Origin of the sequence: Cognatilysobacter tabacisoli, assembly GCF_003586305.1 — a bacterium.
Lineage (GTDB): Bacteria > Pseudomonadota > Gammaproteobacteria > Xanthomonadales > Xanthomonadaceae > Cognatilysobacter_A > Cognatilysobacter_A tabacisoli.
This window is the reverse complement of sequence record NZ_QXJI01000001.1, coordinates 913,946-933,168: the sequence shown is the minus strand read 5'-3', so window position 1 is coordinate 933,168 and position 19,223 is coordinate 913,946. Positions and strand designations below refer to the sequence as shown.

Sequence of the window (19,223 nt, the reverse complement as noted above, 5' to 3'; positions counted from 1 at the left end):
GCCGCCGCCGATGAACCCGCGCTCGCGCAAGATGCGGCTGCTCGGGCTGCTCCCGCGCCGCTGGGTTATCACCACGGCCCGCCGCCGCGAACGCACGCTGTACCTGACCTTCGACGACGGCCCCCACCCCGAGCACACGCCGGCGCTGCTGGAACTGCTCGCACGCCATGAGGCGCGCGCGTCGTTCTTCACGATCGGCCGCGAAGCCGCGGCGCACCCGGAGCTGGTGCGGCGCATCGTCGAAGAGGGCCACCTGCTCGGCAACCACTCGCAGACCCACCCGCAGTTCGGCCGGCTGACGCTCGCCGGGCAGCTCGACGAGGTGGCGCGCGCGGATGCCGTGCTGGCGCCGTTCGACGGCCGCGACCGCCACGCGTTCCGGCCGCCGCGCGGCGAGATGGGCTGGCGGATGCTGTGGCACTGCATCCGCCGCCGCGTCCCGGTCGCGTACTGGTCCTACGACAGCCTCGACTACGCGCGCGGGGACGCGCAGGCGCTGCTCGAAACGGCGCGCCGCCATCCGCCGCAGCCTGGCGACGTGATCCTGATGCACGACGACGGCCCGCTGTCGCTGGCGTACCTGCAGGCGATGCTGCCGGCGTGGCGCGCGCAGGGGTTCCGGTTCGAGGCGCTGCCGCTCCATGCGTGACGTCCGTTCGATGACCCGCGTCGGAGCCCCGGCATGACGGCGCTGGCCCTGCTGCCGTGGCTGCTGTTGCTGGTGCCGACCGCCGTCGCGGTGGGCGGCTACCAGATGCTGCGCAGCCGCAATGCGCACATCTGGATCGGCGAGCACGTCCGCCGCAAGCGCCCGGCCAGGACCAACGGACCGGTGCACGTGATGTTCTGCTTCGTCGACCACTTCGAGCCGATGTGGCACGGCGGCGACCTGGCCGCGCAGCGCCGCCGCGTCGACCGCTGGTGCAGCGGCTACCGAGAGCTCGCCGGCCGCCACCGCGACGCCGACGGCCGCCCGCCGCAGCACACCTTTTTCTACCCGGAGGAGGAGTACGCCGAGGAACACCTCGACAAGCTCTCGTCGCTGTGCAGCGACGGCTACGGCGAGATCGAGGTGCACCTGCACCACGACAACGACACCGAGGCGAACTTCCGCGAGTCGATCGCCCGCTTCTGCAAGGTGCTGCACGAGCGCCACGGCGCGCTGCCGCGGCACCCGGCCAGCGGCGAGCTGCAGTTCGGCTTCATCCACGGCAACTGGTGCCTGGACAACTCGCGGCCGGACGGCCGCTGGTGCGGCTTGAACAACGAGCTGGTGCTGCTGCGCGAACTGGGCTGCTACGCCGACTTCACCCTGCCGTCGGCGCCGAGCGACACCCAGACCGCGACGATCAACTCGATCTACTACGCCACCGACGACCCGCAGCGCGCCAAGTCGCACGATCGCGGCGAGCCGGTCCGCACCGGGGGACGCGCAAGCGGCGACCTGATGATCGTGCAGGGGCCGCTGGCGCTGGACTGGCGCAACCGCAAGTTCGGCCTGGTCCCGCGGATCGAGAACTCCGATATTCGCCGCAGTTGCCCGCCGACGCCGAGCCGCGTCGACAGCTGGGTGCGGGCGGGCGTGCACGTCGAGGGGCGGCCGGAGTGGGTGTTCGTGAAGATCCACACGCACGGCACCCAGGAAACGGACATGGACACGCTGCTCGGCCCGCAGGTCGACGCCATGCACGACTACCTCGAGCGTGCGTACAACGACGGCCAGCGGCACGTGCTGCACTACGTCACCTCGCGCGAGGTCTACAACATCATCAAGGCCGCCGAGGCCGGGCTCGACGGCGATCCGTCGCAGTACCGCGACTACGTGCTGCCGCCGCCGCGGGCGTCCTGGGCCGGGGGGCGGGCATGAACCGCATGTCCGACGCGTTCGTTCCGCGGCACGGTCGCCCCGGCAGCGAGCGCGTCAGCGTGGTGATGCCGGTCTACAACGCCGCGGCGACGATGCGCCGCTCGATCGAGTCGGTGCTCGCGCAGAGCCACGAGGACGTCGAGCTGCTCGCCGTCGACGACGGCTCGCGCGACGACTCCGTCGCGATCGCCGAGTGCTATGCCGCGCTCGACCCGCGCGTGGTCGTAATCCGCCAGCCGCGCAACGGCGGCGTCGCCGCCGCGCGCAACGCCGGGATCGAGGCGGCAACCGGCACCCACGTGGCGTTCTGCGACAGCGACGACTGGTGGCACCCGCGCAAGGTCGCCATCCAGCTCGCGCACCTGCGGGAGACCGGCGGGATGATCAGCTACGCCGCGTACCAGCGCGTCGACGAGTCCGGCCACGTGCTGTCGACGGTGCGTCCTCCAGCGTCGGTCGACCACGCGGCCATGCTGCGCAGCAACCGCATCGGCAACCTGACCGGCCTGTACGACCGCTCGCTCGGCGAGGCGCGCTTCCAGCGCGTCGGCCACGAGGACTACGTGTTCTGGCTGGACCTCGTCCGCCGCGCCGGCCGCGCCCTGTGCGCCAGCGACGAGCCGCTGGCGTGGTACCTCGTGCGCAGCGGCTCGCTGTCGTCCGACAAGCTGAAGGCGGCGCGCTGGCAGTGGCACATCTACCGCAACGTCGAGGGCCTGTCGTGGCCGCTCGCGGCCTGGTACTTCACCCAGTACGCCGGCAACGCGCTGGCCAAGCGCCAGTAGCGGCGCGGGCCCGCTGGCGGGCGCCGCGCGTCGCGGTCAGAGCTCGCTGTACTCGACCTGATAGCCGGTGGTGCCGCCGCGCACCTCGATCCGGTAGCGGCCCTGCACAGAGACCGACGAGATCGTCGCGTTCGCCGGCGACAGCACCCGCATCCGCATCCGCTGCGTGGTCACCTCGCGCGCCGCGGCGTTGACGGTCGGGGCGGTCGGCGAATGGGTCTGGTGGATCGCGGTCACGCCCGAGTTCAGCGCGAAGCTGTCGGTGACCGTCAGCCGGCGGTTGCCGAACTGCAGCTGCCGCGTCCACGAACTGACCGGCGGGCTGCTGGTGCCGTAGGCCGGGGTGAGGTTCGCGTTCGCGGTGAACGCGCCGCCGGCGCCGCGGGTCACCGTCATCGACGACGTCGTGCCCTCGCGCTGCGGCACGATCGAGCCGCTGCGTTCGAAGCGCACCAAGTTGTGCATGTCGGTCGACTGCTCGATGCCGCTCGCGCTCCAGATGTTCGACGTGACCGCCAGCCAGTCGCCGGCGAACAGCGTGAACGAACCCTGGTCCTGGTGGGCGTGGCTTTCGACGTACGGGCCGGCGGTGAAGGCCACCCACATCGCCGCGGTGTCCCAGCCGGTGCGCGAAAACAGATGGCCGGTGCCGGTCGCGTGGTAGGTCAGGTCGGTCGGCGGCGTGCCGCCGGTGCCGGCCGGCAGCAGGTCGTGGCGGAAGTTGAACGCCGACGACATCTGACGGACCGAGATGTTGTTGAGCCACCACGAGGCGATTTCCTTCGCCCGCGCGTCGGTGGTGATCGCGCGCGCCTCGAGCATCAGCCGCCGGTGGTAGTCGAACAGCTCGGGGTTGGAGTTGCGCGACTGGTCGCCGAACGGGGCGAAGCGGTTCAGCGTCGGCACCGTCGCGTGGGTCCAGTAGTGGATCGTGTCGGTCAGGTGCGAGCTGGCGTTGCCGAGGTCGACGCCGGTCGCATCGCGCCACACCCGGTAGAGGGTGAACAGGCGCATCTGCGCGGTGCCGTAGCCGGTGCCCTCGCGGCTGCCACCTCCGGGCAGGCCCGCGTAGTACGACCGCAGCGGAGGCCACTTCTGCGCGTCGAGGTAGTTGAGCCAGGTCGGGTTGCGGCCGAAGGTCAGGCCCAGGTACGCCGTCGCGGTCAGGAAGCTGTAGTGGTAGTTGTTGCCCGGGTTGTTGATAGACCAGCCCGACCACGGGGCCGATCGGTTGCCCCAGCGCGCCTGGCTCGGGTTCCAGACGTTCCACACCGCCTGCTCGGCGTACGCGAGCCAACGCTGCTGCTGGGTGGCGGTGGTGCGGAACGCGCAGACGTCGAGCGTCAGCGCCAGGTCGGAGATTTTGTCGCCGACCTCCAGGTAGGAGTCGCCGGCCACCGCCGGGTTCTGCCCCGACGCGATCCGTGCTTCGGCGTCGGCGACCTGCTGCTCGACCATCCGCACGGCGAGGTCGCAGTACTGCAGGCCGCCGGACAGGAGGTACATCATCGCCGCGTCGGTGGCCTCGAAGCCGTAGGTCGGGCGACCGGCGACGGCGTTGTCGACGGAGGTCTTGAACCGGGTGAACGCGGTGGAGCCACGGTCGACATAGCTGACGTCCAGCAGGATGCCGGCCAGCTGCGGGCGGGACGTCGGCTCCGGCGCGGGCGCCGCCGGGGGAGTCGGCGGGACCGCGGGCGCCGGAGGCGCTGAACCGGTGGAGCCGCGTCCCGCGCGGGCCTCGGCGCTGCGCCACTTGGCCGCGAGGCGATTGGGAATCCAGCGATCCAGCCAGCCTGTGCCGGTGGTGCCGGGGGCGGCGTCACGGGTCGCGGCGGGGGTCGACGCCCACGCTGACGGGACACCTACCGCAAGCGGCGAGCGCTGCGGCAGCCAGCGCTCGGCCGGGGCGAATCCAGGGAGTCGGACCATGCCGGCGCTGGCCAGCGCGGCGAGGGTGAGGAGCATCAGGCCGAACGGGAGGGCGGCCGCGCGCGCGGAACGACGCAAAACGGGTGCTGGCATCGGGGTCTCCTGGGGCCCGGAGACCGGACCGCCGGGTGGGGGATAGACCGGGGTGCCGCGAGAATGACCCTATTTTTCGTCCAGTTCCACCAGATAGCCCGCATTTCCGCCCGAAACATCGATTCGCCAGCCCCGCTGGAACTCGGACGCGTCCTGTCCGCGCCAGTCGTGGACCCGGATCGTGGCGTTGGCGGGCTCCAGCACCCGGACCCGCAGTCGGCCGGAGATGACCTCGTTGCCGCTGACCTGGGGCTCCGTCGGGACGTTGAGCTGGAACACGGCGCGGGTCCCGGCGCCGAGCTCGAACGCGTCGCGGACGGTCAGCTTGCGGCCGGCGAAATCGAGGCGGCGCTCCCACCGCCGCACGGCGGAATTGCCGCGGTAGGCCGGCGTGAGGTCCGCGGTCGCGGCCAGTGCGCCCGCGGCGCCGGGGGTGACCGACATCGTCGACACGGTTTCGGTGCACTGGTGCACGACGACGTCGCCGCGTGGCGCCTGGCACTGGCTGTCGTCGCCGTCGGCGCGCTCGAACCGCACGACGTTGTGGACCTGCGGCGCCTGGTTGATGCCGCTGCGGCTCCAGATGTTCTCGGTCACGGCGAGCCAGTCGCGCGCGAACAGCGTGAACGAGCCCTGGTCCTGGTGCGCGTGGCTCTCGTCGTATGGCCCGGCGACGAACGACAGCCACATCGCGTCCTTGCCCCAGTCGCTGCGCGCGAACAGGTGCCCGGTGCCGGGCGAGTGGTAGTGCAGCTCGGTCGGCGGGGCGCCGCCGTCGCCGGTGGGCAGCAGGTCGTAGCGGCTGTTGAAGCCCTGGGTCATCTGCGGCACCGAGATGTTCTCCAGCCACCACGACGCCACCGCCTTGGCCGCGGGATCCGGCGTCAGGTAGCGCGCCTCCAGCACCAGCCGGCGGTGGTAGTCGAACAGCTCGGGCACCGAGTTGCGCGACTGGTCGCCGATCGGCGCGAAGCGGTCGAGCGTCGGCACGGTGGCGTGCACCCAGTAGCGGATCGAGTCCCGGACGTGCGGGTTGGCGTTGGCCAGGTCGGTGCCGGTCGCGTCGCGCCACAGGCGATAGAGCGGGAACAGGCGCATGTACGCGGCGCCGTAGCCGGTGCCTTCGCGGCTGCCGCCGCCGGGCAGGGCGGCGAAGTACTTCGTCAGTGGCGGCAGCTTGTCCTGGCGCAGCACGTCGAGCCATGTCTGGCTGCCGCTCGCGAGGCCCCAGTACATCGTCGCCTCGAGGAAGCTGTAGTAGTAGTTGTTGCCCGGGTTGTCGGTGGCCCAGCCGGTCCACGGGTGCGGGCGGCCGCCCCACGATGCGCGCGGGTGGTGCCAGACGTTCCAGACCGCCTGCTCGGCATACGCGCCCCAGCGCTTGCGCTGCTCGGGCGACAGGTCCTTGCCGCAGGTGTCGAGCGTCATCGCCAAGTCGGAGATGTAAGGGCCGACCTCAAGGTAGGAATCGCCGGAGACCGCCGGCCGACCGCCGCCGGCGATCACGCCCTCGGCCGTGCTGACCTGCTCCTCGACCATGCGCACCGCCAGGTCGCAGTACTTCTGCTTCGGATCGAGCCGGTACATCAGCGCCGCGTCGCTGGCGGCGAACGCGTAGCCCGGCTGGCCGGCGGCTGCGCGGTCGACCCAGCTGCGGAACCGCGCGTAGCCGTCGGACTTGCGGTCGACGTAGGACAGGTCCATCGGGATGCCGGCCTTGGCCGGGTCCCCGCTGGGCTCGGCCGCCTGTTCGCTCGGCGCGGGCACGTCGACCGTCGCCGTCGGCGCAGGCGCCGTCGACGTTTCCGGGTAGCCGCACGACGCCGAGAGCGAGACGGTGCACAGCAGGAAGGCGCATTCCCAGCGCCCGGGGCCGGCGGCGCGGCGGGGGCGGGCGGCAGGCGTGCGGGTCATCGCGGGTTCCTCAGCGGGTGTAGCGGAAGACGAAAAACACGGTGTTCTGATCCGCGTCGCCGTCCAGCGCGGTGGTGCGGCGCTCGTAGCGCGAGAACTCCAGCCGCGCCGACCAGTGCGGCGTGAAGGTGCGGCCGAGGCTCACGCCGTAGCGGCGCACTTCGTCCTCGCGGTCGATCTGGGTGTACGTGATCTTGTCGACGCCGGCGAACGCGCCGGCCGTGGTGCGCTCGTTGATGACCCACAGCAGCGTGGCGCGCCCGCCGACGCCCTCCTGGTCGAACTCGTCGCTGTCGACGTAGTCGAGTTCGTCGGCGTAGGTCTCCACCGACGTGGTGAACACCGTCGAGGTGAACGTGTAGTCCAGCTGCGCGCGGCGCTCCTCGTATGGCGAGGCGTTGATGACCGTGTCGCCGGTCAGGATGCTGCCGGGCGCGGCGATGCCGTCGCTCAACCGCGCCATCGCATCGGTGGCCGCGTCGGAGAACTGCTTGGACAGCGCCAGGTTGAAGCGGTGGCTGTCGCTGGGAATCCACGCCACCTCGCCGCGCAGCAGCGGTTCGGAGCGCGCGTCGTTGCCGTCGGTGTAGTCGATGCGCGAGAAGCCGACGTCCGCGCCCAGCTCGAACCGGTGCAGGCGCTTGGCGTAGCTGCCGAACAGGTCGACGCGACGGTAGTTGCGGCCGGTGACCTCGTCGTCGAAGTCGACCGACTGCCCGCGCAGGTTCAGCGTCACCTGGCTGGTCGCGTCGAGCCGGCGGATGGTGCGCAGCGCGAGGTCGACGCGGCTGGAGTTGAACTCGTCGGTGACCTCGGCGTTCGTGTCGACGAAGCGCAGCTCGACCTGGCCGTCGAGCGCCGCGCCGATGCGGAAATTCAGCGTCGGCCCGATCGAGAACACGTTCACCTGCTGGCGGTTGTCCGGGCTGTCGACCTCGAACGTGTCGATCGGCTCCAGCGAGACCGTGTCCTCGGCGGTGAAGGTCAGGCGCTCGGGAATCGCCTCCCACTCGACGATGCCGGCCAGGGTGCCGTCGATGCCGCTGTCGTAGGTGCCGTCGGCGTAATGGCGGTATTCGATGCGCCCGGCGACGTTGGCGTGCAGCGTGTCACTGTCCTCGGTCAGCGAGAAGCCGACCGCCGGCCGGTAGATCGTTTCCTCGATCGGGTCGGTGGGGCTGAGGTTGAGGTTGTCGTTGCGCTCGATGCCCAGGTCGACCGTGTAATCGAACCGGGCGGCGTGCGCGCTGCCGGCGCCCAGCGCCATCACCGCGACGGCGAGCGTGGCGCTGCGTTTGCGTCCCCTGGTCATCGTCCTTTCCCCTGGGTCGGTCCAGTCACGGACGCTTGTTGAGCACGACGCCGGCCAGTTTCGAGGGGTCGAAGTTCGCGACCGCCTTGTCGACCGCGTCCATCGTGACCTGGCCATAGCCGGTCACCAGCACGACCAGGTCGGCCAGTTCCGCGAGGATCCGCGCGTCGGGCGAGCCCAGCACCGAGGGGCCGTCGAGGATCAGGTAGCGGTCCGGGTAGCGGTCGTGCAGGGCCTTCACCATCGAGCGCATGCGCTGCGACGAAAACACCTCGCCGGTGACCTCGCGCTGTTCGCCGGCCGGGATCAGCTGCAGGCCCGGCACGCCGGTGCGGTACAGGATGCTCGGCACGTCGATCGCGTCGTCGCGCAGGTAGTCGATCAGCCCGCCCTGGTTGGCCTCGATGCCGAACGCCTCGTGCTGCGACGGCTGGCGCACGTCGCAGTCGACCAGCAGCGCCGATTTGGTGTCGTCGAACGCGAACGCCGCGGCCAGGTTGCGCGCGACGAAGCTCCCGCCGCAGCCGTCGGCGACGGGCACGACCAGGGTGATGAAGTTGGTGCCGGCGCCGAGTGCGAGCAGGCAGGTGCGCAGCTCGCGGAACGCGTTGGCCTGCTCGCGCACGGACTCGTTGCGGTGGATGATCCGCCGCTCCTCGAGCTTGGCGGTCGGCATCGGGTTGGGTTCGTTGATGCGCGACAGCGCGCGCGGCCCGTCGGTGCGGCGGACGACCCCGTGCGAGGCGTCGCCGTCGATCTCGTGCACCGCGCCGGTGACTTTGGCGATCTTGGTCATGCGTTGGCCAGCTTGAGCAGGTAGAGGGTGCCGTAGATCGCGAACACGCCCGCGACCATGCCGGCGCTGAGCATCCAGCGGCCCACCTGCACCTGCCGGTCCTTGCGGGTCACGTACGCGGGAACGACCGTCAGCAGCGGCAGGTTCGGCTTGCCGTCGAAGGCCTTGGGCGAGCGCACGCGCGGGTCGAGCTTGACGAACGCGCCGAGCAGGGCGATCGGCGCCAGCACCGCCAGGCCGAGGCCGCCACCGGCCACGTGCAGCAGGCGCAGGCCGCTGGCCTGGACCGGCACCGACGCCGGCTCTTCGATGCGGAAGCTCAGGCCGCGCGCCTCGGCGTCGAGGTTCATCGATACGCGGGCGTTCTCGCGGCGGCGCAGCAGGTCCTGGTAGAGGTCGCGGTTGACCTCGTAGTCGCGGGTCAGTTCGGCCACCTGGCTCTCCGACGACGCGATGCCGCGGCTGCGGGCCAGCTCCTGCGCCAGCAGCGACTCGCCGGCGGCGATGCGCGCGCGGGTGGCGGCGGCGCTGCTGCGCACTTCCGCCAGCCGGCTGCGCAGCTGGCCGTACAGCGGGTTCAGCGAGGCGTCGGTGCCGAGCGAGCCGGCGCTCGGCGCGCGCGTCTGCGCCAGCGTGTCCTCGCGGCGCAGGTCGTCCTGCAGGTCGGCGATCTGGTGCTGGGTGCGCACCACGTCCGGGTGCAGTTCGGTGAACGACATCAGCAGCCGCTCGCGCTCGGCCTCGAGCTCGGCCAGCCGGGCCAGCAGCTGGCCGGTCCGGGTTTGCACGCGCACCACCTGGTTCTCGTCGGTCAGCTGCGCCTGCAGCGCCTGCTCCTGCGACTGGAAATCGCCCAGCTCCATGCGCGAGGTCTCGACCTGGCGGCGCAGTTCGCCGATGCGGGCGTTGACGTCGGTCTCCACCCCAGCACGGGCGTCCGGGTTGGACTTGCGATACGCCTCGAGCTTGTTCTCCGCGTCGGTCAGCTTGGTGTGGTACTGGCGCACCTGCGAATCGATGAAGCGGAACGCCTCCTGGCTCTCGCGCTCCTTGGTCGCCAGGCTTTCGCTGATGACCATGTCTGCGAAGCGCTTGGTCACCCGGTAGGCCCGGCGCGGGTCCGAATCGGAGTAGGTGATCTGGATCAGGTTCTCGCGCGGGGTCGTGATCTGCGTGCGCGAGGTCACGTCCTCGACCAGCCGCGCGCGCTGCACGGGGTTGAGGTTGGCCTCGTCCCAGCCGCCGGCCTTGAGGATCTCCTGCATCACGCGGGTGCTGAAGGCGACCTCGCGGGTGATCGCGGCGCGGTTGCTGACCGAGGTCGGCACCGCGCGGCCTTCCATCAGCGGGCCGATGATGTTGCTGTTCTCGACGAAGATCGTCGTGCGCGAGGTGAACTTCTGCGGCAGCAGCAGGCCGATCGCCAGCGCGAGCAGGGCGATGACGGCGAAGATCGTGACCAGCACGAGGGTCCGGCGCTTGGACTCCTCGAATGCGATCGGGAGGATCTGGGTGATCGGGGAGGCCTCTTCGGCCCCCTGCCATTTCAGGGGAAGGCTCACAGCACGCGTTCCGGAACGGTGATGACGTCGCCGGGGGCGACCTCGTAGTTGGTCGACAGCTCGCCGCTGTCGAGGATCTTGTCCAGCCGCACCTGGTAGGTGCGGGTGCCCTCGGCGTCCTTGCGGTACAGGCCCGAGCGGGCCGGCGCGGCGAACTCGGTGATGCCGCCGGCGGCGAGCACCGCGTCGAGCACGGTCATGCCCTGGCGGTGCGGGATCGAGATCGGCTGGCGCACCGCGCCCGTCACGCGCACGCGCGACAGGTACTCGTGGCTGCGCAGGTCGTTGAGGATCACCGCGACCTGCGGGTCGCGCACGTACGCGCCGAGCTTGTCCTGGATGTCCTTGGCGACCTCTTCGGGTGTGCGGCCGCCGGCGCGCACGTCGCCGACCAGCGGCACCGAGATCATCCCGTCGGGGCGCACCGGCACGGTGATGCTCAGGTCCGGGTTGCGCCACACGCTGACCTGGACGACGTCGTCGACGCCGATCTGGTACGCGTTGACGGCCGCGCGCGTTTCCGGCGGCGGCGCCTCGGTGATCATCGAGCCGCTGTTGCCGCCGAGTGCCGCGCAGGCCGCCAGCATCGTCGCGGCGCCCAGCACGCAGATTCGTTGCATCAATCGCATGGGTGTCCTCTCCCCAGGTTCCACTGATCAAGAACGCAGCGGTCGCGGCGATCCGGCCAGTCCGCGGGGCCTGCCGGTTTTGCGCCGGCCTTGCGTTTACTGAGGTCAACCACGGGGGGCCACGCACCATGCCAACGCAGTTCCGCGCGCCGCCGAGCCGGCCGCGTGCGCCAGCGCCGCTGTCGATCCTGGTCTGCGGCGGGGCCGGCTACATCGGCAGCCACACCTGCGTCGTGCTCGCCGAGCGCGGCCACCGCCTGGTGATCGTCGACAACCTGTGCAACGCGTCGGCCGCGGTGATCGACCGGCTCGAAGAGCTGACCCGCGCGCCGATCGACCTGCGCTGCCTCGACATCCGGGACCGCGCCGGGCTGGCGGCGCTGTTCCAGTCGGAGCGATTCGACGCGGTGATCCACTTCGCCGCGCTGAAGGCCGTGGGCGAATCGTGCGAACGGCCGCTCGAGTACTTCGACAACAACATCGCCGGCACGATCACGCTGCTGCAGGCGATGCAGGCCGCCGGCGTGCGCCGGCTGGTGTTCAGCTCCTCGGCCACGGTGTACGGCAGCCCCGAGCGGCTCCCGGTCGACGAGTCTGCGGCGCTCGGCGTGACCAACCCGTACGGTCGCACCAAGCTGGTGGTCGAGCAGCTGCTCGGCGACCTGTGCGCGTGCGACCCGGAGTTCCGCGTCGCCAACCTGCGCTACTTCAACCCGGTCGGCGCGCACCCCTCCGGCCTGATCGGCGAGGACCCGGCCGGCACGCCCAACAACCTGATGCCGTTCGTCAGCCAGGTGGCGACCGGGCGGCGCGAACGGCTGCGCGTGTTCGGCAACGACTACCCGACGCCGGACGGCACCGGCGTGCGCGACTACCTGCACGTCATGGACCTGGCGCGCGCGCATGCCGACGCGATCGACTACCTGGTCGCCGCCGACCGCAGCGTCACGGTCAACCTCGGCACCGGCCGCGGCGTCAGCGTGCTGGAGATGGTGCGGGCGTTCGGCGAGGCGTCCGGTCGCGACATCCCGTACGAAGTCGTTCCGCGTCGCGCCCAGGACGTCGCCGTGGTCTATGCCGACCCGAGCCTTGCGGAGGCGGTGTTCGGCTGGCGCGCGGAGCTGGACGTCGACGCGATGTGCCGCGACGCGTGGCGCTGGCAGTCGATGAACCCGCTCGGCTACGCGGGCCCGTTCCTGGACCGGCGGGAACCCGCCGTGCCGTTCCGCTGGAGCGGAGCCGAGCGCCGGCGCCCGCCGCGCGCCGCCCACGAGCGCGCCGCCGCACTATCCTGAGCCGGTCCGCCCGCGCGGACCGTGCGCCTGGCTCGACCCGAAACGTCGCCGCGTCGCCCTCCGGCGGCACGGCCCTGCACACCACCCTGGAGCAAGAGATGCAGTCTTTGGACAACGTGCGCATCGCCATCGTCGGCCTCGGCTACGTCGGCCTGCCGCTGGCGGTCGAGTTCGGCAAGCGCTACGACACCGTCGGCTTCGACATCAACCAGGCCCGCGTCGATGAACTGCGCGCCGGCCGCGACAGCACGCTCGAGGTCGACGCCGACGAGCTCGCCGCGGCCACCCGGCTGACCTTCACCGCGCAGCTCGAGGACGTCCGCGGCTGCAACGTCTACATCGTCACGGTGCCGACGCCGATCGACGCGGCCAAGCGCCCCGACCTGACGCCGCTGATCAAGGCCAGCGAGGCGCTGGGCAAGGTGATCGCGCACGGTGACACGGTGATCTACGAGTCCACCGTCTACCCCGGCTGCACCGAGGAAGTGTGCGTGCCGATCCTCGAGAAGGCCTCCGGACTGAGGTTCAACGAGGACTTCTTCGCCGGTTACAGCCCCGAGCGGATCAATCCCGGCGACAAGGCGCACCGCGTCACCAACATCCTCAAGGTCACGTCGGGCTCGACGCCGGAGGTCGCCGACCGCGTCGACGCGCTGTACGGTTCGATCATCACCGCCGGCACCCACAAGGCCAGCTGCATCAAGGTGGCCGAGGCGGCGAAGGTGATCGAGAACACCCAGCGCGACCTCAACATCGCCCTGGTGAACGACCTGGCGATCCTGTTCAACAAGCTCGGCATCGACACGCTCGAGGTGCTGCAGGCCGCCGGCACCAAGTGGAACTTCCTGCCGTTCCGTCCGGGCCTGGTCGGCGGGCACTGCATCAGCGTCGACCCGTACTACCTGACCCACAAGGCGCAGCAGGTCGGCCACCACCCGGACGTGATCCTCGCCGGGCGCCGCACCAACGACGGAATGGGCGCGTACGTCGCCGAGCAGGTCGTCAAGCTGATGGTGCGCAAGTCGATCAACCCGGTCGGCGCGCGCGTGCTGCTGCTCGGGCTGGCGTTCAAGGAGAACTGCCCGGACCTGCGCAACACGCGCGTGATCGACATCGTCGAGGCGCTGCGCGGCTACAACGCCGTCGTCGACGTGCACGACCCCTGGGTCGACGCCGCCGAGGCGCACCACGAGTACGGTCTGTCGACGATTCCCAGCCTCGAGGCGGGCGCGTACGATGCCGTCATCATCGCGGTCGGCCACGACGAATTCCGCGCGCTGGGCGCCGATGGCATCCGCGCGCTCGGCAAGCCCGAATCGGTCGTGTACGACGTCAAGTACGTGCTGCCGCGCGACGCCGTCGACGGCCGCCTCTAGGACCCCGGACGCCCCCCCCCAGTGAAGATCCTCGTTACCGGCACCGCCGGCTTCATCGGCTCCCACGTCGCGCTGCGCCTGCTGGCGCGCGGCGACGAGGTGGTCGGCTTCGACAGCCTCAACGACTACTACGACGTGACGCTGAAGCAGGCGCGGCTGGCGCGGTTCGCCGACCACCCCGGCTACACCCACGTCACGGCCGATCTCGCCGATCGCGCCGCGGTCGAGGCGGTGTTCGCCGAGCATCGGCCGCAGCGCGTGGTGCACCTGGCCGCGCAGGCGGGCGTGCGCTACGCCGCGCAGAACCCGCACGTCTACGTGGCCAGCAACGTCACCGGCTTCCTGCACGTGCTCGAGGGCTGCCGCCACCACGGCGTCGAGCACCTCGTGTTCGCGTCGACCAGTTCGGTCTACGGCGCCGACACGGCGATGCCGTTCTCCGAGCACCAGGGCACCGACCATCCGCTGACGCTGTACGCGGCGACCAAGAAGGCCAACGAGGCCATGGCGCACAGCTACGCCCACCTCTACGGCATCCCGAGCACCGGCCTGCGGTTCTTCACCGTCTACGGCCCGTGGGGGCGGCCGGACATGGCGCTGTTCCTGTTCACCAAGGCGATCCTCGACGGCCAGCCGATCCGGGTGTTCAACCACGGTCGCCACAAGCGCAGCTTCACCTACGTCGACGACATCGTCGAAGGCGTGATCCGCACCCTCGACACCGTGCCCGGCGTCGACCCCGCGTGGCGCGGCGACGCGCCGGACCCGGCCAGCAGCGGCGTGGCGCCGTACCGCATCTACAACATCGGCAACGAGCATCCTGTCGAGCTGCTGCGCTACATCGAGGTGCTCGAGCAGTGCCTGGGACGCAAGGCGACGATGGAGATGCTGCCGCTGCAGGCCGGCGACGTGCCCGACACCGAGGCCGACGTCTCCGGCCTGGTGGCCGCGGTCGGCTACCGGCCGGTGGTCGACGTCGAAGAGGGCGTCGCCAACTTCGTCCGCTGGTACCGCGACTACTACGGCGCCTGAGCGGGCAGGGCGGGTCGGGAGGACCGCCACGGCGCGCGGCGCGTCGCGTCGAGAACGCCGCCCTCGCGCCCGGGCTACTCGATCTGCGAGCGCGCGTAGGCCGCGTCGAGCGCCTCCATGGCGTCGAGCGGCTTGAGCTTGCCGGCCTTCTCGTAGGCCGCGGCGGCGGCGTCCTCCTGCTTGTCGCCGTGCAGCAGCATCAGCACGTTGCCGTGTTCGATGTGCGCGATCGGCGAGTCGGGGGTCAGCTTCAGCGCCGCCCTGATGTGCCTGTCGGCTTCCGCGGCCTTGGCGCCGTAGGTGAGCCCACCGATCATCGCGCCGACCTTCCCGATGATCTCCGCGTGGTACAGCGCCATGGCGGTGTGGGCCTCGGCGTGCTTGGGCGCGCGCTCCAGGGTCGCGTCGAGCGCCGCACGGACCTTGCCGGCGATGCCGGCCTTAAGCGCCTTGGCGATGCTCAGGCCCTGGCTGTAGCGGCCCAGCGCGAATGCGTGGCGGTAGTGCGCGTTGGCCTCGTCGGGCAGCGCCTTGACCGCGGCCTCGGCCAGGTGGGCGGCGCGTTCGAAGCGCTTGAGCTTCTCGGCGTCGTCGTCGACGAGGTAGCTGGCGTGGATGCCCAAGGCCTTGACCGCGACCGATGCGCCGACCGGGCCGAGCGCCTCGCCGGCTTCGAACGCCGCACGGAAATCGCCGCGATGGAAGGCGCGCCATGCGTCCTGCAGGGCCGTGGCGAGCGCCTCGGCGTCCAGTCCCTTCGGTGCGGACTTCCCGGCAGCGGCGATCAGCGCGGCGGCGCGCTTGGCGTCCGGGTACGGTTCCTGGTCGCCGGCATGCAGCTTCGGCCATGCCTTCTTGAGGGCGTCGCCGGCGTAGGCGTAGGCCTTGGCGTCGTGCGGAAACGGGGCCCAGGCGGATTTCGCGGCCATCGACGGTCCTCGGAATGGAGAAGTAGGAGACCGCCAGCATCCCGCCGCCGCTCGGGCGAGGCAAGCCTTGTGCCGCGGTCTGCGCCATAGTGTGATTGCTCCATGCGGCGCGGCCAGATTGCTCGCATCCCGCGCCGCTCGGCGCACCCCTCGGAGACTGCGATGGCCCCGGTCCAGCGCCCGGCGCGACCCAAGCGGCTGAGCAGCCGCGAGACCACGGCCCGGCACCTGTGGCTGGCGGGACTCGGGCTGGCCGCGCGTGGCGCCGCCGGCGCGAATCAGGCGGGCGCTCGCCTGCAGTCCACGCCGCAGCGGGTGCGCGACGCACTGCAGTTGGCTCGCGCCACGTGGGCGCTTCGTGCGGCCACGCTGCTGCGGCCGAAGCAGGGGGCGGGGAATCGCGCCGGTGCCGAAACGAGCGCGCGGCCCGCGCTGCCCCCGCCGGTGCGCCGCCGCGGTCGGGCGGTCCGGACTGGGCCGCGACGGGGCGCGTAGCGCCAGCGGCACGCCGTGTCAGTCGAGGTAGGCGCGCACCAGTGTGTTGAGGTGCACGCGCTCTGCGTCGCGCAGGAACGGCGCCACCAGCATCATCACCTGCACGATGCCGTCGCGGATCGCCGCGTGCTCGTCCTTGTCGCCGCGGGCCGACGCGTAGTTCAGCCAGAACGTGGCGATCACCAGCACGTTGGTCGCCGTCGCCGCCAGTTCGTCCTTGGAGGCGCGCATGACGCCGGCCTGCGACAGCCCGCGCATGACCTCGTGGGCCTGCTCGTCGGCGCGCTTGAGGATGCGCGCGAACCGCAGCCGCAGCCGCCGGTTGCGGCTGAGGATCTCGACCAGGTCGCGATACAGGAAGCGGTAGTCCCAGATGCTCTCGAACACCAGGTGCAGCTGCAGCCAGATGTCCTCCAGCCCCGGCAGCCGGCCCTGCGGCGCGGCGAGCGCGCTGTCCATGCGCTCCTCGAAGCGCGAGAACAGCTGCTCGATGATGTCGTCCTTGTTGCGGAAGTGGTAGTACAGGTTGCCCGGGCTGATCTCCAGCTCGTCGGCGATGTGGTTCGTGGTGACGTTCGGCTCGCCCTGGGCGTTGAACATCGCCAGGCTCGTGTCGAGGATGCGCTGGCGGGTCTGCCTCGCCACGGTCAGGACGTCGGGTGCATCAGCCGCGCAGCTTCTTGACCAGCGCGATGTACTGGGTCATCGCCGCGTCCTGTGCGGTGCCTTTCAGCTTCGACCAGGCCTCGTACTTGGCCGTGCCGACGAAGTCGAAGAAGCCCGGCTTCGGCCCGCTGACGTCGCCCTCGGCTCCCTGCTTGTAGAGCGCATAGAGCCGCAGCAGCGTGTCGTTGTCGGGACGCTCGGAGAGCGACTGGATGTCCTGTGCGGCTTGCTCGAATTGGGTCTTCAGATCGGACATGGGTCGGCTCCGTGCGGCGTGCGCTGGTGATATCACGCGCCCCCGGGACGGTCAACGCGCGCTGGCCGGCGCCCGCTCGCTCGCGCGACGCCCACGCCCGCGCGCTCGCTAGGCAGTGTCCGTGGCGCTGGCTATGCTGCGTCGGCCGGTCCACACGCGCCCGCATGGACCGCCGTCCTTTCGCCTTCCCAAGGGAGCGTGGCAATGAGCTACTTCGTCACCGGAGCGACCGGTTTCCTCGGTCGGTTCCTCGTCAGCAACCTGCTCAAGCGCAAGGGCACGGTCCACGTGCTGGTACGGAAGGACTCGCGCAAGAAGCTCGAGGCGATCGGCAGGAAGATGGGCTGGGACATGAAGCGCGTGGTGGTGGTCGAAGGCGACATGACCGCGCCGAAGTGCGGCGTCAGCGCCGCGCAGCTACGCGCGCTCACCGGCAAGGTCAAGCACTTCTTCCACCTCGCCGCGATCTACGACCTGACCGCGAGCGCCGAGTCGCAGCGCAAGGCCAACATCGACGGCACGCGCAATGCGCTCGACCTCGCTGTGGCGATCAAGGGCGCCACCGGCGCCGGCCCCGTGTTCCACCACACCAGCTCGATCGCCGCCGCCGGCCTGTATCCCGGCGTGTTCCGCGAGGACATGTTCGAGGAGGCCGAGGGCCTCGACGATCCGTACCTGCGCACCAAGCACGATTCCGAAGGCCTGGTGCGCGCCGAGAAACGCCTCAAGTGGCGGATCTACCGTCCCGGCATGGTCGTCGGCCACTCGCAGACCGGCGAGATGGACAAGATCGATGGGCCGTACTACTTCTTCACCTTCCTCAAGAAGCTGCGCGAAATGCTGCCGCCTTGGATGCCGACGCTCGGCATCGAGGGCGGGCGGATCAACGTGGTGCCGGTCGACTTCGTCGTCGACGCGATGGACCACATCGCGCACAAGCCGAAGCTCGACGGCCACACCTTTCACCTGACCGACCCCGAGCCGATGCGCGTCGGCGAGGTCCTCAACACGTTTGCCCGCGCCGGCCACGCGCCGGAGATGACGATGCGCATCGACGCGCGCATGTTCGCGTTCGTGCCCAGCGGCGTGCGCATGGCGGTCGGCAACCTGCCGCCGGTGCGGCGCTTCATCGGGATGCTGCTGCGCGACTTCCAGATTCCCAAGGAGGTGCTGAAGTTCATCACCTACCCGACGCGGTTCGACAACCGCGAGGCCGAGCGCGCGCTGAAGGGCAGCGGCATCAAGGTGCCACCGCTGGAGAGCTACGCGTGGCGGCTGTGGGACTACTGGGAGCGGCACCTCGACCCGGACCTGTTCGTCGACCGCACGCTCAAGGGCAAGGTCCGCGGCAAGGTGGTGCTGATCACCGGCGGCTCGTCCGGCATCGGCCTGTCGACCGCGCAGCGGGTCGCCGAAGCCGGCGCGATCACGATCATCGTCGCCCGCGGGGAAGAGGAGCTGTTCAAGGCCCGCGACGCCATGAAGGCCGCAGGCGGCAAGGTGTTCGCGTACACCGCCGACCTGGCCGACATGGCCGACTGCGACCGGCTGGTGGCGACGGTGCTGAAGGAGCACGGCCAGGTCGACGTGCTGGTCAACAATGCCGGCCGCTCGATCCGGCGCTCGATCGAGCTGTCGTACGACCGCTTCCATGACTTCGAACGGACCATGCAGCTGAACTACTTCGGCAGCCTGCGCCTGATCATGGGCTTCCTGCCGAAGATGACCGAGCGCCGGCGCGGCCACATCATCAACATCAGCTCGATCGGCGTGCTGGCCAATTCGCCGCGCTTCTCCGCTTACGTCGCATCGAAGGCGGCGCTGGACGCCTTCAGCCGCTGCGCGCAGGGCGAGCTGTCCGGCAAGGGCATCAGCTTCACGACGATCAACATGCCGCTGGTGAAGACGCCGATGATCGCGCCGACCAAGATGTACGACAGCGTGCCGACGCTGACGCCGGACGAGGCCGCCGACTTGCTGGTCAAGGCGATCATCGAGAAGCCCAGCCGCATCGCCACGCGGCTGGGCATCTTCGCCGCGCTGATCAACGCGGTCGCACCGAAGGCCTACGAGGTGGTGATGAACACCGCGTTCGAGCTGTTCCCGGATTCGGCGGCGGCCAAGGGCGACAAGAAGGCGCTGCGCGGCGAGGTCGAGCCCAGCAACGAGCAGATCGCGTTCGCCTCGCTGATGCGCGGCGTGCACTGGTAGGGGCGACGGCGGCGAAGATCGGAACACCAGCGGGAACTGGAACGGAAACGGCGGCCGAGGCCGCCGTTTTCGT

16 protein-coding genes are annotated in these 19,223 nt (G+C 70.5%); 7 read left to right on the top strand and 9 right to left on the bottom strand.

All coding sequences use genetic code 11. The annotated features are described in order from the left end of the window. The first annotated feature begins 10 nt into the window (after nt 1–10). From D3A60_RS08795 to D3A60_RS08785, 3 genes are read left to right on the top strand one after another with little or no spacing between them, the layout of a single operon-like run. Nucleotides 11–649 carry a polysaccharide deacetylase family protein gene (locus D3A60_RS08795; protein WP_119718306.1) on the top strand — a complete coding sequence of 213 codons (639 nt, stop codon included), beginning with the start codon at nt 11–13 and terminating at the stop codon, nt 647–649. A 33-nt stretch (nt 650–682) separates the two neighbouring features. After that, complete coding sequence (locus D3A60_RS08790) at nt 683–1,867, top strand: hypothetical protein (RefSeq protein WP_119718305.1); 1,185 nt, start codon at nt 683–685, stop codon at nt 1,865–1,867. Continuing rightward, entirely contained in the window at nt 1,864–2,652 is a 789-nt protein-coding gene (locus D3A60_RS08785) for a glycosyltransferase family 2 protein (protein WP_119718304.1), read from the top strand. Before D3A60_RS08790 ends, D3A60_RS08785 begins: the two co-directional genes overlap by 4 nt. 36 nt (nt 2,653–2,688) lie before the next feature. Here the strand turns inward: D3A60_RS08785 and D3A60_RS08780 are convergent, their stop codons facing one another. The 6 genes from D3A60_RS08780 to D3A60_RS08755 all read right to left on the bottom strand — a co-directional run bounded on the left by D3A60_RS08780 (nt 2,689) and on the right by D3A60_RS08755 (nt 10,890). Further along, a complete protein-coding gene (locus D3A60_RS08780) occupies nt 2,689–4,677 on the bottom strand; it encodes a heparinase II/III family protein (protein WP_157981439.1) in 1,989 nt (662 codons plus the stop codon). 69 nt (nt 4,678–4,746) lie between these two features. Then, nucleotides 4,747–6,591, bottom strand: a complete 1,845-nt coding sequence (locus D3A60_RS08775; protein ID WP_119718302.1) for a heparinase II/III family protein — start codon at nt 6,589–6,591, stop codon at nt 4,747–4,749. A gap of 10 nt (nt 6,592–6,601) precedes the next feature. Beyond that, nucleotides 6,602–7,903, bottom strand: coding sequence for a porin family protein (locus D3A60_RS08770; RefSeq protein WP_157981438.1), 1,302 nt, complete (start codon nt 7,901–7,903; stop codon nt 6,602–6,604). A 25-nt stretch (nt 7,904–7,928) separates the two neighbouring features. Further along, the gene (locus D3A60_RS08765) at nt 7,929–8,699 is read right to left on the bottom strand and encodes a P-loop NTPase family protein (RefSeq protein ID WP_119718300.1); all 771 of its coding nucleotides are present in this window, start codon (nt 8,697–8,699) and stop codon (nt 7,929–7,931) included. Then, the gene (locus D3A60_RS08760; protein WP_119718299.1) at nt 8,696–10,261 is read right to left on the bottom strand and encodes an XrtA system polysaccharide chain length determinant; all 1,566 of its coding nucleotides are present in this window, start codon (nt 10,259–10,261) and stop codon (nt 8,696–8,698) included. The genes D3A60_RS08765 and D3A60_RS08760 overlap by 4 nt, the downstream gene beginning before the upstream one ends. Beyond that, nucleotides 10,258–10,890 (bottom strand): XrtA/PEP-CTERM system exopolysaccharide export protein, encoded by a 633-nt coding sequence (locus D3A60_RS08755; RefSeq protein ID WP_119718298.1) that lies wholly within the window; start codon nt 10,888–10,890, stop codon nt 10,258–10,260. The genes D3A60_RS08760 and D3A60_RS08755 overlap by 4 nt, the downstream gene beginning before the upstream one ends. A 128-nt stretch (nt 10,891–11,018) precedes the next feature. Here D3A60_RS08755 and galE point away from each other — a divergent pair, with 128 nt between their 5' ends. From galE to D3A60_RS08740, 3 genes are all read left to right on the top strand, one after another. Next, nucleotides 11,019–12,185 carry a UDP-glucose 4-epimerase GalE gene (gene galE, locus D3A60_RS08750; RefSeq protein WP_407062764.1) on the top strand — a complete coding sequence of 389 codons (1,167 nt, stop codon included), beginning with the start codon at nt 11,019–11,021 and terminating at the stop codon, nt 12,183–12,185. A 98-nt stretch (nt 12,186–12,283) separates the two neighbouring features. Continuing rightward, the gene (gene tviB / locus D3A60_RS08745) at nt 12,284–13,561 is read left to right on the top strand and encodes a Vi polysaccharide biosynthesis UDP-N-acetylglucosamine C-6 dehydrogenase TviB (RefSeq protein ID WP_119718297.1); all 1,278 of its coding nucleotides are present in this window, start codon (nt 12,284–12,286) and stop codon (nt 13,559–13,561) included. Nucleotides 13,562–13,582: 21 nt separating this feature from the next. Then, nucleotides 13,583–14,593, top strand: coding sequence for an NAD-dependent epimerase (locus tag D3A60_RS08740; protein ID WP_119718296.1), 1,011 nt, complete (start codon nt 13,583–13,585; stop codon nt 14,591–14,593). A gap of 74 nt (nt 14,594–14,667) precedes the next feature. Here the strand turns inward: D3A60_RS08740 and D3A60_RS08735 are convergent, their stop codons facing one another. The 3 genes from D3A60_RS08735 to D3A60_RS08720 all read right to left on the bottom strand — a co-directional run bounded on the left by D3A60_RS08735 (nt 14,668) and on the right by D3A60_RS08720 (nt 16,939). Beyond that, nucleotides 14,668–15,522 carry a tetratricopeptide repeat protein gene (locus D3A60_RS08735; protein ID WP_119718295.1) on the bottom strand — a complete coding sequence of 285 codons (855 nt, stop codon included), beginning with the start codon at nt 15,520–15,522 and terminating at the stop codon, nt 14,668–14,670. Between the two features lie 513 nt (nt 15,523–16,035). After that, a complete protein-coding gene (locus D3A60_RS08725; protein ID WP_119718293.1) occupies nt 16,036–16,662 on the bottom strand; it encodes a TetR/AcrR family transcriptional regulator in 627 nt (208 codons plus the stop codon). Nucleotides 16,663–16,681: 19 nt separating this feature from the next. Then, nucleotides 16,682–16,939, bottom strand: a complete 258-nt coding sequence (locus D3A60_RS08720; RefSeq protein ID WP_119718292.1) for an acyl-CoA-binding protein — start codon at nt 16,937–16,939, stop codon at nt 16,682–16,684. Between the two features lie 204 nt (nt 16,940–17,143). Here D3A60_RS08720 and D3A60_RS08715 point away from each other — a divergent pair, with 204 nt between their 5' ends. Beyond that, a complete protein-coding gene (locus D3A60_RS08715) occupies nt 17,144–19,150 on the top strand; it encodes an SDR family oxidoreductase (protein WP_119718291.1) in 2,007 nt (668 codons plus the stop codon). Nucleotides 19,151–19,223: the final 73 nt, after the last annotated feature.